This is a genomic window from Faecalibacterium sp. I4-3-84 (assembly GCF_023347255.1).
GTDB lineage: Bacteria > Bacillota > Clostridia > Oscillospirales > Ruminococcaceae > Faecalibacterium > Faecalibacterium taiwanense.
The window spans coordinates 2,004,522-2,017,573 of the sequence record NZ_CP094466.1; the positions used below are offsets into that span (position 1 = coordinate 2,004,522).

Consider the following 13,052-nt stretch of genomic DNA (forward strand, 5'->3'; position numbering starts at 1 on the left):
GCTTGACAAAGAATAGACAGACTGCGGTGAGGGGCAGGCCATCGGGGAACTTTCTCCGCCGTCCTGCCGGATACTGCCGCGTTATAAAGGGAAAACAGAATTATGATCTTAGCCATTGATATAGGCAACACCACCGTCGCCCTTGGGGGCATTCGGGACGGACGTGTATGCTTTGTGGCGCGCATGGACACGGTGCGCACCCGCACGGCTGCAGAATATCGTGTCGAAATGGATAAAATTTTTGCGCACCGCCGCCATCCTGAGCGCCCCATGCGCTTTGAGGGCGCTGTGCTCACCAGCGTGGTGCCCCAGATCACCGGGGCACTGGCCGAGTGCGCCCGCCATTATACGGGCAGGAAGCCGGTCATCGTCTCGCCGGAGATCCGAACCGGACTGACCATGGGGGTGGAGGAACCCCACGCCGTGGGCAAGGATCGCCTTGTGGATGCGGCTTATGCGGCGGCAAATTTTCCGCTGCCGGTGGTCACGGTGGATCTTGGCACTGCCACGACCTTTAATGTGGTGGACGAGAACCGCGTGTTCCGGGGCGGTGTCATCTGCCCGGGGCTTTCCACCGGGCTGCGGGCACTGGGCGACCGCTGTGCCCAGCTGCCGCAGGTGCATCTTGGCTCGCCCAAAAGTGCCATTGGCACCAACACCGAAAAATGCATGCTGTCCGGCTCCGTGATGGGCACGGCTGTGCTCATTGACGGCATGGTGCAGCGCATTGAGGAAGAGCTGGGCCGTCCGGCCACTCTGGTGGTAACAGGAGGGCTGGCAAAGTATGTGACACCGCTGTGCCGCCACCCGCTGACCTACGACCCGGAGCTGCTGATGAAGGGACTTGCCCTTTTGTACCAGCTCAATGCGTCCCAGCCGCAGCACCACAGTGCGGGCGGCGGCAGGCACTATGGCCGGCAGAACCAGCACGGCCATGCAAAACAGCGCACCTACCCCAAAAAGCGCACCCGCCGCGAGCCGGAAGCGCTGGTAGGCTGACCAACGACAGGATGGGGAGAAAAATCAGATGAAATTAGGCATTCTTGGCACGGGCAAGATCGTGCGGGAATTTTTGCCATGGCTTGCAGAGCACACGCCTTTTACGGTGCAGGCCATCTGCAGCACCGAGCGCAGCGCCGAGCTGGCTCAGAGCCTTTGTGGCCAGTACGGCGTGCCGCAGCACACCACCAATTTTCTGGAACTGCTGCAATGGGTGGATGTGGTGTACATTGCAGTGCCGAACCTGCAGCATGTGCGCTATGCCCGCGTGGCGCTGGAAGCAGGCAAACATGTTATTGTGGAAAAGCCGCTGGCACCCACGGCAGCCCAGACTGAAGAACTGGTAAATCTGGCACGGCACAAAAAGGTGTTCCTGTTTGAAGCCATCACCACCCAGTACCTTGAAAACTACGCAAAGATCCGGGAGCTGCTGCCCCGCATTGGCACCGTGAAGCTGGTACAGTGCAATTTCAGCCAGTATTCCAGCCGGTACGATGCCTTCTGTGCAGGCGATGTGCAGCCTGCCTTTGACCCGGCCTGTGCCGGAGGCGCTCTGATGGATCTTGGCGTATACAATGTAAGCTACATCGTGGGCCTGTTCGGGGAGCCGAATCAGGCCAAATATACCGCCAACATGGAGCGCGGCATCGACACCAGCGGCATCCTGACCATGGATTACAGCGGCTTCAAGGCCGTGAGCATCGCCGCCAAGGACTGCGCGGCCCCGGCCCGGTACATCATTCAGGGCACGAAGGGCTATATCCTGCAGAAGTCCACCGCCAACTGCTGCGGCGGCATCACCTTCCACCCTAACGAGGGCAAGGAAGAGCACTATAACTTGAATGGCGGCAGGCCCCGGCAGGCGGCAGAGTTTGAAGCCTTTGCCCGTGCGCTGGAGAGCGGAGATCAGGAGCTGTGCGGCCGGATGCAGGATACCACCATCGCGGTGAGCCGTGTGCTCACGGTGGCCCGCCGCAATGCGGGCATCCGCTTCCCGTGCGACCACTGACCCCCAAAACAGCCATTTCCATTGGAACACGCCCTGACAAAACGCGCTCCAAATTATTTGAATATTTACTTTAAAACCCGCATAGAGCGGGCAGGTTTGCGCCGTATCCGACGTATAGGGCGGAACGGCAGCAGGAGGAAAACTGAATATGAAAAATACGAAAACTCTTACCCGTGTGGCGCTGCTGGTTGCCATTGAGCTGGTCATGAAGATGGTGGGTCTGGGCAGTGTGCCTGTGGGCCCGCTGTACATGAGCTTCCTGACTCTTCCCATTGCAGTGGGTGCCATCACCATGGGCCCCGCTGTGGGCGCATTGCTGGGCGGTGTGTTCGGCGCAGTGAGCTTCTACGATGCCATCACCGGTGCTTCCGCTATGACGGGTGCGCTGTTTCAGGTAAGCCCTGTGAACACCTTTATCCTGTGCGTGGGTATGCGCGTGCTGATGGGCCTGTGCTGCGGCCTGATCTTCAGCAGCCTGAAGCGCTTTGACAAGCCCGGCACATGGAGCTACATCGTCAGCGCCATGAGCGCCCCGTTCCTGAACACGGTGTTCTTCATGGGCTGGATCGTGCTGGCCTTCTACGGCTGTGACTACGTGCAGAACCTCGTGTCCGTCAAGGGCGCTGCGAACCCCTTCATGTTCGTGGTGCTGCTGGTCGGCGTGCAGGGCGTGGCCGAGTTCCTTGTCTCTGGCATTCTGGGCGGCATCGTAGCCCGTGCTGTGGCAAAGTTCGTAAAATAAAAGATGTGCCGGATGTCAGGGCGGCGCATTCTATAATCGTGATAAAAAACTCCTCCGGCGAAAGCTGGAGGAGTTTTTTTCACAACAAATATTTCTCGTGCATAGGATGGCCCACGAGCAGGCAAAGGGGGATGCGGCATGGAAGAGAAAAAGCTGTTTGCGGTGGTGGGCACCGATGCCCGGCAGGCGGCGGCAGGCCGGGTGCTGGAACGGGCAGGTTATGCGGTGGGCGGAGCCGAGCAGGTTGCACTGGCAGATTATATCCTGCTGCCTCTGCCGCTGGATGCGGCCCGCACCCCGCTGGCAGAGCTGCTGCGGGCCGCAAAGCCCGGTGCGGTGGCACTGGGCGGCAGGCTCTCAGTTCAGGCAAAGACCATCGCACAGGAAGCTGGCGTGGAGCTGGTGGATTACTTTGCCCGACCGGAGCTGACGGTGTACAATGCCATCCCTACGGCGGAGGGCTGCATTGGCATCCTGCTGGCCGAGCGCACCCGCACCCTGTGGGGCACAAACCTTCTGCTGCTGGGCTTTGGCCCGGTGGGGCAGGCGCTGGGGGTGCGGCTGGCGGCACTGGGGGCAAATGTGACTGTCTGTGCCCGGCGCGCCGAACAGCGGGCGCTGGCCGAGAGCCTTGGTCTGCGGGGGGCAGAGCTTGCCCGGCTGGCCGCGCTGGCTCCGGCCTTTGATACGGTGGTGAACACTATCCCGGCCCCGGTGCTGACCGAGCCGGTGCTGGCGGCTCTGCGGCCCGGCAGCCTGATCGTGGATCTGGCATCGAAGCCCGGCGGCACCGACTTTGCTGCGGCGCAGCGGCTGGGCTGCAAGGCCATCCATGCGCTCAGCCTGCCCGCCGCCTATGCGCCGGACACGGCCGGGGAAGCGGTGGCACGCACCGTGCTGACCATTTTGCAGGAGCGGGAGGAACACACATGAGCACGCAGAAAAAAGGACGCATTGCATTTGCGGTGTGCGGCAGCTTCTGCACACTGGAAGCGGCGCTTGCGGCAGCGCAGCAGCTGACAGAACAGGGCTGGGATCTGCTGCCCATTATGAGCTTTGCTGCAAAGCAGGATACCCGCTTTGGCACCGGGCAGTTCTGGCAGGAACGGCTGGAAGCCCTTACCGGCCACGCAGTGCTGGACACATTGCAGGCCGTGGAGCCGCTAGGCCCTAAAAAGCTGGCCAGTGCACTGGTGATCGCGCCCTGCACCGGGGCCACGCTGGCACGGCTGGCGGAGGGCCTTTCCGATACGCCGGTAACGCTGGCGGCAAAAAGCCTTTTGCGGGTGGGATGCCCGGTGGTGGTGGGCGTTTCCACAAACGACGGGCTGGGCGCGTCGGGGGAGAACATCGCTCGACTTTTCCAACGCAAGCATTACTATTTTGTGCCCTACGGGCAGGATGACCCCACCCACAAGCCCAACAGCCTGAAGGCGGACTTTGCCCGTCTGCCCGCTGCACTGGACGCTGCGCTGGCCGGGCGGCAGCTGCAGCCCGTTCTGCTGCAAAACAACGTTTGAATGGCTTTTCAGCCGGGGTAAAGTGTGGTATACTATTATCTGATGCTTTGCCGGTGCAGTACGACGGGCAGAAAAACGCTCAATGGAGAAAAAGCAGATGAAAAAACTGACAGCGGCGCTGTGCGTTGTGCTGCTTATGATCTGCGTGTTCGTGCCGGGGGCAGCGGCGGCTGGCCCTGCCCTTGGTGCCACCCGCGCTTACTGCATCATCGATGCAGACACCGGCCTTGTGCTGGCACAGCAGAATATGAACGAAGAGCTGCACCCGGCATCCATCACCAAGGTGATGACGCTGGGCCTTGCCTGCGAAAAGGCGCAGGGAAACTGGGATGATATAAAGCTCACCGTGACTCACGAGGATGTTTACTCGCTGGCGGGCACCGATTCCAGTCACATTGCCCTGCGCGAGGGCGAAGAAGTGCCCCTGACCGATGCGCTGTATGCCACCCAGATGGCCAGTGCCAACGACGGCGCGAACCTGTTGGCCGAATATGTGGGAGAGGGAACCATCGCGGACGGCGTGGCAAAGATGAATGCGCGGGTAGAAGAGCTGGGCCTTGCGCACACCCACTTTGCAAACCCCCACGGCATCAGTGACGACGACCACTACACCAGCTGCTACGATATGGCGCAGATCCTGCGCTGGGCACTGGAGCAGCCGGGCTTTGAGCAGGTGTTCACCCGCAATGAGATGTACACCATGGACCCCACCAACATCCAGCCCGTGACCCGCTACTTTTCCCAGCAGGACAAGATGCGCATTGGCTCCAGCCGGTACTACATCTCGTCCATTCTGGGTTCCAAGCTCGGTTATACCAACACGGCCCGCTACAGCTACGCCTGTCTGGCGGAGCAGAACGGCGTCCGGCTCATCTGCGTGACCATGCAGAGCGAGCTGAGCACCGATAAATACAACGATGTCCGCACTCTGCTGGACTACGCCTTCAGCACCTTTACCGGCTACACCGACCTGCCCGCGCAGGGCATCACAGCACCGCTGAGCGTGGTGGGCGGCGGCGGGAGCCTTGGCACCGTGACCGTCTCCGACCCCGGCGTGCGGCTGCTGCTGGCCAACGGCCTGACTGCCGACGATGTGGAGGTGACGCTGGAACTGCCGGAAAGCTATGTCCTTGGCTCTGACCCGGAGGTGTACGCTGTGTACACCGTCCACGGCGGCGAAAAGCAGGAGAGCACCAGCGTGCGTGTGGATGCAGAAATTTCCGGCCTGCCTGAACTGCTGGAGAACAGCACCGGTCAGGAGCTGGAAGCGGCCAAGGCGGTAAAGCCCCAAAGCCATGCATTCTGGCTGCTGGGCATCTCGCTGGGGTCCACCGCAGCGGCAGCGCTGGTGACTTTTCTGGTGGTGCGGTTCATCACTTGGCGGAAGAAACGCCGCAGAACGCGCACGGAACAGGGACAGATCCGCCGCAGCAAATAAGCGCAAAAGCCTGTGTCGAACAGACTTTTCCAGATAAAACAAACATGCTTCACAAAAAGAGAGGTACAAAATATGGGCAAGTTTACGTTTACTCAGACCGAGATCCCCGGTGTTGTGGTCATTGAGCCGCAGGTGTTCGGCGACGACCGCGGCTATTTTATGGAGACCTATCAGAAGGATCAGTTTGCCGAAGCCGGCATCGATAAGGAATTCGTGCAGGACAACCAGAGCCGCTCCACCCGCGGCGTGCTGCGCGGCCTGCACTTCCAGAAGAACCACACGCAGGGCAAGCTGGTGCGCGTGACCAAGGGCGAGGTGTTTGACGTGGCCGTGGACTGCCGCCCCCACAGCGCCACCTTCGGCAAGTGGGTGGGCGTGACCCTTTCCGAGGAAAACAAGAAGATGTTCTACATCCCGGAGGGCTTTGCACACGGTTTTCTGGTGCTGAGCGATGTGGCAGAGTTCTGCTACAAGTGCACCGATGTGTATGACCCCACCAGCGAGGGCGGCATCCCCTACGATGACCCCACCGTGAACGTGCAGTGGCCGGACTGCGGCTGCGAGCACAAGACCAGCGCAAAGGACAAGCTGCACGAGCCCTTTGCTGCACAGAAGTTTGAATATTTTGAAAAGTGGTGATCGCCTGTGGCAAAATTCAAAGCAATGTGGAACGGCTTCTGGTGCTACCGCTATCTGCTGTGGAACCTCGTCAGCCGTGACTTCAAGCTCAAATACCGCCGCAGCGTGCTGGGCGTGGTGTGGAGCGTTCTGAACCCGCTGCTCATGTGCCTTGTGTACTGGGCCGTGTTCAGCAGTCTGATGGACATGCGCGGCAGCGGCATCGACAACTTTGCCGTGTTCCTGATGTGCGGCCAGCTGCTGTTCAACTTCTTCAACGAGGCCACCTCCACCGGCATGAGCAGTGTGCTGGGCGCTGCGCCCCTGCTCAAAAAGGTGTATATCCCCAAGTATATCTTCCCGCTGGAAAAGTGCTGCTTTGCCATGGTGAACTGCGTGTTCAGCTTTGTGGCGCTGCTGCTGGTCATGATCTTTACCGGTGCACCCTTCCACCTGACCCTCATCGAGGCGGTCTACCCGCTGGTGACGCTGTTCTTCTTCAGTCTGGGCGTGGGCCTGCTTCTGGCAGCGGCTACCGTGTTCTTCCGGGATATCATGCACATCTGGAGCGTGTTCATCACCGCATTGCTGTATTTTTCCGCCATCTTCTACGATCCCACCCAGATGACCTTTTCCATCGGCGGGTTCAACATGCAGCAGATCATCAAGCTGAATCCCATGTACTGGTACATCACAGGCTTCCGCCGTACCGTGATGTGGGGCATCCCGCTGGATTTCAACATGTTCGCGGTGTGCGGCTGCTGCGCCGTGCTCTCCATGCTGGTGGGCGTGTGGGTATTCCGCAAAACGCAGGATCGCTTTGTGCTGCATATTTAAGGAGGAAGAACAATGGAACCGATCATCAAAGTGGACAATGTTTCCATGTGCTTCAACCTCTCCAAGGAAAAGCATGAGAGCCTGAAAGAGTATTTTCTGGCCATGGTGCAGGGCCGCCTGCAGTACGATGAATTTTACGCACTGAAGGACGTGAGTCTGGACATCATGCCCGGCGATTTCTACGGCCTTGTGGGTCTGAACGGCTCGGGCAAGTCCACCCTGCTCAAGACCATTGCGGGCGTGTACAAGCCCAGCAAGGGCAAGGTAACGGTCCGCGGCTCCATCGCCCCGCTCATCGAGCTGGGCGCGGGCTTTGATATGGACCTGACTGCCCGCGAGAATATCTATCTGAACGGCACGGTGCTGGGCTTCTCGCCCAAGTATCTGGACGAAAAGTTTGATGAGATCGTGGAGTTCAGCGAGCTGCAGAACTTTCTGGATGTGCCGCTCAAGAACTACTCCTCCGGCATGGTGGCCCGCATCGGCTTTGCCATTGCCACCATCACCAAGCCCGATATCCTCATTGCGGACGAGGTGCTTTCGGTGGGCGATTTCCTGTTCCAGCAGAAGTGCGAAAAGCGGATGCAGGAGCTGATGGCGGGCGGCACCACGGTCATTCTGGTGTCTCACTCCATTGAGCAGATCGAGCGCATGTGCAGCAAGGTGGCATGGCTGAGCCACGGCCACCTGAAAATGAATGGCGATACGGCAACGGTCTGCGCGGCCTACAAGGCAACGCAGCGCGGCGAGGCCTGATATGAATGTACGACTGAAACGTGCCAGAGAACTGGCAGGCTATGCGGTGCAGCTGACGAAGGACGAGGGCCTGCCCACCATGCTCAAACGGGGCGCGGGCTTTGTCAAGCGCCGCTGCTTTGGCAAGCGTGCCCGCTATCTGCCCGCCAAAAAGGTGCTGGAAGCCCAGCGGACTGAAATGGCCGGCAAAACGGCGGCAGACTGCGGCCTGCCCACCATCAGCATCCTGACTCCGCTGTATAATACACCGGAAAAATACCTGCGGGAATTTCTGGATTCCTTTGTGAACCAGACGGCCCCCAACGGTCAGCTCTGCCTTGCGGATGCTTCCGATGCAGAACATGCCGATGTAAAGCGCATCGTGGAGGAATATCAGACAAAGAATCAACGCATCGTATACAAAAAGATCGAAAACAAAGGCATTGCGGCCAACACCAATGCTGCGGCAGTCCTTGCCACAGGGGAATATCTGGCCCTTGCCGACCACGATGATATCCTTGCGCCCCACGCCATGTACACCATGGGCAAAGCCATTCTGCAGCTGCGGGCGCAGGGCGAGCCGGACGGCTTCCTCTACAGCGATGAAGCACTCTTTTCCAAGAGCATTCAGCGGCCCATGGTGGCCCACTTCAAGCCGGATTACGCCCCGGACTACCTGCTGTGCTGCAACTACATCTGCCACTTGGCGGTGTTCCAAAAGGCGCTGTGGGATGAGATCGGCGGGGAGCGGCCGGAGTGCGACGGCAGTCAGGACCACGACCTGTTCCTGCGCCTTGTGGAAAAGACCAGCGGCGCGGCCCATGTACCGCAGGTGCTGTACTACTGGCGGGTGCACGCAGGCTCCACCTCCGGCGGCACCGATGCCAAGCCCTATGTGGCGGCAGCAGCCAAAAAGGCGCTGGCCGACCATCTGGCCCGCACCGGGCGCACCGGCACCGTGGAGGACGGCCTGTTTCCCAGTACCTACCGGGTGAAGTGGGACATCGTGGGCGATCCGAAGGTAAGCATCCTCATCCCGAACAAGGACCACACCGACGATCTGGAAAAGTGCCTGCACAGCATCTGGACCAAAACCGGCTGGGAGAACTTTGAGGTCATCGTCATCGAGAACAACTCCACCGACCCGGCGACCTTTACCTATTATAAGGAAGCCCGGCAGCGCTACGACGGCCTGCAGGTGGTCAACTACCCGCAGAAGGGCTTCAACTTTTCCGGCATCAACAACTTTGGCCGGCAGTACGCCAGCGGGGATTACCTGCTGCTGCTGAACAACGACGTGGAGGTGCGCAATGCCGACTGGCTCACCGAGCTGCTGCGGCAGTGCGCCCACCCCGGCGGCGCGGCCATCTGCGGCGCAGAGCTGCTCTACCCGGACGAGACGTTGCAGCATGCGGGCGTCGTGACCGGCCTTGGCGGCTACGCGGGCCACAGCCACAAATACCGCAAGGCGGGCGGCAGCGGCTACATGTTCCGCGCTGCCACGGTGCAGGACTTTTCCGCCGTCACCGGTGCCTGCCTGCTGGTAAAGACCAGCGTGTGGGACGAAGTGGGCGGTCTGGACGAAGCCTTTGCGGTGGCCTTCAACGATGTGGATTTCTGCCTGCGGGTGCGGGATGCGGGGCACCGCATTGCGTGGACACCCTACGCCCGGCTGACCCATTACGAGAGCAAGAGCCGCGGCGGCGACGAAAAAGACCCGGTGAAGGCCCGGCGCTTTGCCGCCGAGCAGCAGCGGCTGTATACCGTGCACGGCAAGGCGAACATCCTGCACGACCCCTACTATAACCCCAACCTGACCATGGACCGGGAGGATTTTTCCGAAAGCAATGATCTGCGCGGGCTGAAAGAGGGACGCATCACGGTGCAGTGGAGGAAATAACAGCATGAACATCAAAGGCCATTTTGAGACCATCACCCGGCACAAGCTGCTGGTGATGAAATACTGTTTTGCCTGCGGGCTCTACGAGCAGGGCCTTGCCCATGACCTGAGCAAGTACAGCCCCACCGAGTTCATCCCGGGGTGCATCTACTATCAGGGCGACCACAGCCCCAACGAGGCCGAGCGCGCGGCGCGGGGCTACTCCTCCGCGTGGCTGCACCACAAGGGCCGCAACAAGCACCATCTGGAATACTGGATCGACTACAGCACCCGGAAGGCGGGCCTTGCCGGCATGAAGATGCCCCTGCGCTATGTGTGCGAAATGGTGTGCGACCGCGTGGCCGCCAGCCAGATCTATCTGGGCGACAGGTACACCGATGCTTCCCCGTGGGAATACTACGAGCGCAGCAAGACCCACTACCTGCTCCACCCGGAGACCCGCGCCCTGCTGGAAGAGCTGCTGAAAATGGTGCGCGACCTTGGGCATGACCGCACCTTTGAGCACATGAAATACCTGCTGGGCTGCGAAAAAGATTACTAAAAGGAATATTTTGCTTAAAAACACCGCTGAGGGAGACCCGGCGGTGTTTTTTTGTTGAAAAAATCAGGGATTTGAGTACAAAAATGCATTCAAAAAAGTATCCGAAAAGAAAGTGCAGGTGCCAAAAAAGAAAAGATATTTTTCACTGAAAAACCGTGAAAAAAGAGCAGATCAAACAAAAGTTCTTCCATGGAAAAATCTCCGGGGGAGGGTACAATAAAAGCAGGAAGGGAGTCGGAGAACATCCGCTCCGAAACATTCAACGATGGAAGGAGAATTTTGTTATGAAATTGTTCAAGCGCCTGATGACTGCTCTGCTGGCTGGTGTGCTGGCGATGGGGATGCTGGCCGGATGCAGCGGCGCACCGGCTGCCCCGAACACTCCGCTGCCCAATGACGCCGAAGCTCTGGCACTGTATCAGGGCGTCTCGGAAACCTGTAAAAAATATAATGTAAAGACGCCGGTTTACTGTGCTGAACTGGAACCCATCGCGCAGGAGATTGCCAAGGCGGCTGTGATTCACCGGTACTACACCACGCAACCGTCTGCTGCTGTGATCAACAAGGCTAAAATGGATGTGTCTGCTCTGATGGATGGTGCAGAGTATCTGGTGTATGAGTTGAACCCTTATGACACTGCAGCCAAAGCTCCGCTCTCCGTCAATAGCATGAAGAACACGATCATCCAGAAGGGTGCAAACCGTGTGGGTATTGCAATCGTCACCCTGACGAATGCCGATACCAAGGAAGAAGTAAAGTACGAGTGCACCGTGTATGTCCGTTTCCCGGATGCAGCTGCACAGGAATAAACCGGACAGGAGGAAAAAACGATGAAACTGTTTAAAAAACTGATGTCCGCAATGCTGGCCGGTGTGCTGGCGGTAGGGATGCTGGCTGGCTGTTCTGGCGGCAGTGTGAACGGCCCTGTGCCTACCAGTCCCCGCCCGGAAGACCCGGCCGTGCAGGCTGTATATGAAGTGATCGAGCAGAAAACCGCAAAGATGAACTTCGTTTCCGCCCCGGCCTACAGCAAAGAAGCTTCAGCACTGGCAGAAGCATATCTGAACGGCGGCGATAAGACCAAAGCATTTAACGAGCTGAAAGCCGCTCTGGCCCAGCAGGGCCTGCGCATTTCCAATGCACAGGATACCGCTGAAGCATCCAGCCTGAGCAAGTTTTCTGGTCCCGATGCTGTGTGGACCAGCGATCTGGAAGAAACCAACTATAGTTTGAACAAACGCTATACCGATACTATGATTGCGGGCTTGGTGGATTACCGCTGCAACAGCGTGGGCATTGCCGTGAAGGACGGCAAGATGTCGATCGTCTACCTGCGCATTACCGAGATCCCTGCTGAAAACAGCTGACCTCAGCATTTTTGCTTTCCTCATAAGTTCTCCAAGTGCAGCGCCCTGCCGGGCTTTCCCTCCGGCAGGGCGCTGCCGCGTTTTCGATGGTGCGCTTTACTGCAAAAAATACACGACATTATACCGGATGTATTATCCTGCTGCAAGGGCCCAGAAATAAATAAGAATTCTGAAAACACCGCTGAGGGAGACCCGGCGGTGTTTTTTGTATGCCATAAAAAAGCACAAAAACCACTCCGGTGGGCCATCACGCAGGGCTGCAAAAAAATACATGCCATTTTTTGTGTGATCCGCGCATTGACAAAGGGGTACGGGGGGGGAAACTTAACTCATCCAAGCCGGAGGGGTCCGGCTGGGGTGTGAAAAAAACTCTGACTACAGGAGGAATGTAAAATGAAACTGTTCAAGAAACTGGCAGCAATTGCTTTGGTTGCTGTAATGGCTCTGGCTATGGTGGGCTGCTACAGTGCACCGGCTGGCGCGACCCTGAATGACAAGCAGGCAACGGCGCTTGTGGCGCTGGTCAACACGGACCGTAAGACGGCAGGCAAGAAGACAGAACTGAACCGCTCTACAGAGGCAGAAGCGATTCTGGCCGATTATGCAAAGGCTATGGTCGATTATCTGGTAGTCCAGAATGAGACGACGGAAGCAGCAGGTGCGGCTGCCGAACAGGAAGCAATACGTAAGCTGTCTCTGCTTACGATCGACGGCAAAAAGGTCGATATGACCAAGTCGGAGATGGCAGTAGGCTTTGCAAAGGGCGTTACTGCAACACCGGATATGATCAAGAACGCAATGGAGCACAGCAAGCAGAAAACCGGCGAGGGTATTACGGAAGTGAACACCTGGGCTCCGATGGTCAACGCAGACGACGGCTATCTGGCGGTTGTCTGGGCTGAAAAGAGTGGTGCAACGGCAGTGATCGCATATAATATCGTTCTCAAGTAATCCTAAAATTTGAGCAAACGCCGCTGGCAAAAAGTCAGCGGCGTTTTTGTGTTGGTCCTACGCTGTAAAAACAACACATCCCCCAGCCCGGGCAGCGGCGTGCCGCTCAGGCTGGGGGATGTGTTTGTGCAAGACGGGTGTTACTGCTCGTTTTCGTAGATCTGGATATAGCGGGGCGCGTTTTTATCCTGAACAAGCAGCAGGGCGGCGGTCAGGGCAACGGCCAGCGTGGTGAGCAATGCGAGCAGCACTTTGAGAACTTTCATGGTTTGAAGCCTCCTTGGAAAAGTCTTGCGCGGAGCGGGGGACGTTCCGCAAGTGAATGTTGACAATAGTATACCATATTTCGTCTGCAAAGGCAAACACCGGATGCTGGAAGAAAAATACGGTGGTTA

Annotated in this window: 15 protein-coding genes; 14 read left to right on the forward strand and 1 reads right to left on the reverse strand. The window is 58.4% G+C overall.

Going from position 1 to position 13,052, the window contains the following annotated elements:
* Nucleotides 1-102 precede the first annotated feature (102 nt).
* From MTP41_RS09835 to MTP41_RS09900, 14 genes are all read left to right on the forward strand, one after another.
* Nucleotides 103-999, forward strand: a complete 897-nt coding sequence (locus MTP41_RS09835; RefSeq protein WP_097777381.1) for a type III pantothenate kinase — start codon at nucleotides 103-105, stop codon at nucleotides 997-999.
* Nucleotides 1,000-1,027: 28 nt separating this feature from the next.
* Nucleotides 1,028-2,008 carry a Gfo/Idh/MocA family protein gene (locus MTP41_RS09840; RefSeq protein WP_005943855.1) on the forward strand — a complete coding sequence of 327 codons (981 nt, stop codon included), beginning with the start codon at nucleotides 1,028-1,030 and terminating at the stop codon, nucleotides 2,006-2,008.
* A gap of 148 nt (nucleotides 2,009-2,156) precedes the next feature.
* Nucleotides 2,157-2,750, forward strand: a complete 594-nt coding sequence (locus MTP41_RS09845) for an ECF transporter S component (RefSeq protein ID WP_242961829.1) — start codon at nucleotides 2,157-2,159, stop codon at nucleotides 2,748-2,750.
* 138 nt (nucleotides 2,751-2,888) lie between these two features.
* The gene (locus MTP41_RS09850) at nucleotides 2,889-3,683 is read left to right on the forward strand and encodes an NAD(P)-dependent oxidoreductase (RefSeq protein WP_249235436.1); all 795 of its coding nucleotides are present in this window, start codon (nucleotides 2,889-2,891) and stop codon (nucleotides 3,681-3,683) included.
* Nucleotides 3,680-4,270 carry a dipicolinate synthase subunit B gene (locus MTP41_RS09855; RefSeq protein WP_249235437.1) on the forward strand — a complete coding sequence of 197 codons (591 nt, stop codon included), beginning with the start codon at nucleotides 3,680-3,682 and terminating at the stop codon, nucleotides 4,268-4,270. Before MTP41_RS09850 ends, MTP41_RS09855 begins: the two co-directional genes overlap by 4 nt.
* Nucleotides 4,271-4,367: 97 nt before the next feature.
* Nucleotides 4,368-5,708: a D-alanyl-D-alanine carboxypeptidase family protein gene (locus MTP41_RS09860; RefSeq protein WP_249235438.1), complete on the forward strand. Its 1,341-nt coding sequence runs from the start codon at nucleotides 4,368-4,370 to the stop codon at nucleotides 5,706-5,708.
* Between the two features lie 72 nt (nucleotides 5,709-5,780).
* Nucleotides 5,781-6,347 carry a dTDP-4-dehydrorhamnose 3,5-epimerase gene (rfbC, locus tag MTP41_RS09865; RefSeq protein ID WP_044953950.1) on the forward strand — a complete coding sequence of 189 codons (567 nt, stop codon included), beginning with the start codon at nucleotides 5,781-5,783 and terminating at the stop codon, nucleotides 6,345-6,347.
* A 6-nt stretch (nucleotides 6,348-6,353) separates the two neighbouring features.
* A complete protein-coding gene (locus MTP41_RS09870) occupies nucleotides 6,354-7,163 on the forward strand; it encodes an ABC transporter permease (RefSeq protein ID WP_223388262.1) in 810 nt (269 codons plus the stop codon).
* Nucleotides 7,164-7,175: 12 nt separating this feature from the next.
* Nucleotides 7,176-7,919, forward strand: coding sequence for an ABC transporter ATP-binding protein (locus MTP41_RS09875; protein ID WP_005943870.1), 744 nt, complete (start codon nucleotides 7,176-7,178; stop codon nucleotides 7,917-7,919).
* A gap of 1 nt (nucleotide 7,920) precedes the next feature.
* The gene (locus MTP41_RS09880; protein WP_249235439.1) at nucleotides 7,921-9,798 is read left to right on the forward strand and encodes a glycosyltransferase family 2 protein; all 1,878 of its coding nucleotides are present in this window, start codon (nucleotides 7,921-7,923) and stop codon (nucleotides 9,796-9,798) included.
* Between the two features lie 4 nt (nucleotides 9,799-9,802).
* Nucleotides 9,803-10,339, forward strand: coding sequence for a DUF5662 family protein (locus tag MTP41_RS09885; RefSeq protein WP_249235440.1), 537 nt, complete (start codon nucleotides 9,803-9,805; stop codon nucleotides 10,337-10,339).
* 284 nt (nucleotides 10,340-10,623) lie between these two features.
* Entirely contained in the window at nucleotides 10,624-11,148 is a 525-nt protein-coding gene (locus MTP41_RS09890; RefSeq protein WP_249235441.1) for a hypothetical protein, read from the forward strand.
* 21 nt (nucleotides 11,149-11,169) lie between these two features.
* Nucleotides 11,170-11,706 carry a hypothetical protein gene (locus MTP41_RS09895; RefSeq protein ID WP_249235442.1) on the forward strand — a complete coding sequence of 179 codons (537 nt, stop codon included), beginning with the start codon at nucleotides 11,170-11,172 and terminating at the stop codon, nucleotides 11,704-11,706.
* A 393-nt stretch (nucleotides 11,707-12,099) separates the two neighbouring features.
* On the forward strand, nucleotides 12,100-12,657 hold the full coding sequence (locus MTP41_RS09900) for a hypothetical protein (RefSeq protein ID WP_249235443.1): 558 nt from the start codon (nucleotides 12,100-12,102) through the stop codon (nucleotides 12,655-12,657).
* Nucleotides 12,658-12,797: 140 nt separating this feature from the next.
* Here the strand turns inward: MTP41_RS09900 and MTP41_RS15585 are convergent, their stop codons facing one another.
* Entirely contained in the window at nucleotides 12,798-12,923 is a 126-nt protein-coding gene (locus tag MTP41_RS15585; protein ID WP_256466439.1) for a hypothetical protein, read from the reverse strand.
* Nucleotides 12,924-13,052: the final 129 nt, after the last annotated feature.

Bases quoted from the DNA above. Each gene is read 5' to 3' on its own strand.
- MTP41_RS09875 (WP_005943870.1), top strand. From the start codon at position 7,176: ATGGAACCGATCATCAAAGTGGACAATGTTTCCATGTGCTTCAACCTC.
- MTP41_RS09850 (WP_249235436.1), top strand. From the start codon at position 2,889: ATGGAAGAGAAAAAGCTGTTTGCGGTGGTGGGCACCGATGCCCGGCAG.
- MTP41_RS09835 (WP_097777381.1), top strand. From the start codon at position 103: ATGATCTTAGCCATTGATATAGGCAACACCACCGTCGCCCTTGGGGGC.
- MTP41_RS09890 (WP_249235441.1), top strand. From the start codon at position 10,624: ATGAAATTGTTCAAGCGCCTGATGACTGCTCTGCTGGCTGGTGTGCTG.
- MTP41_RS09895 (WP_249235442.1), top strand. From the start codon at position 11,170: ATGAAACTGTTTAAAAAACTGATGTCCGCAATGCTGGCCGGTGTGCTG.
- MTP41_RS09885 (WP_249235440.1), top strand. From the start codon at position 9,803: ATGAACATCAAAGGCCATTTTGAGACCATCACCCGGCACAAGCTGCTG.
- MTP41_RS09880 (WP_249235439.1), top strand. From the start codon at position 7,921: ATGAATGTACGACTGAAACGTGCCAGAGAACTGGCAGGCTATGCGGTG.
- MTP41_RS09855 (WP_249235437.1), top strand. From the start codon at position 3,680: ATGAGCACGCAGAAAAAAGGACGCATTGCATTTGCGGTGTGCGGCAGC.
- MTP41_RS15585 (WP_256466439.1), bottom strand. From the start codon at position 12,923: ATGAAAGTTCTCAAAGTGCTGCTCGCATTGCTCACCACGCTGGCCGTT.
- MTP41_RS09900 (WP_249235443.1), top strand. From the start codon at position 12,100: ATGAAACTGTTCAAGAAACTGGCAGCAATTGCTTTGGTTGCTGTAATG.
- MTP41_RS09840 (WP_005943855.1), top strand. From the start codon at position 1,028: ATGAAATTAGGCATTCTTGGCACGGGCAAGATCGTGCGGGAATTTTTG.
- MTP41_RS09860 (WP_249235438.1), top strand. From the start codon at position 4,368: ATGAAAAAACTGACAGCGGCGCTGTGCGTTGTGCTGCTTATGATCTGC.
- MTP41_RS09845 (WP_242961829.1), top strand. From the start codon at position 2,157: ATGAAAAATACGAAAACTCTTACCCGTGTGGCGCTGCTGGTTGCCATT.
- rfbC (WP_044953950.1), top strand. From the start codon at position 5,781: ATGGGCAAGTTTACGTTTACTCAGACCGAGATCCCCGGTGTTGTGGTC.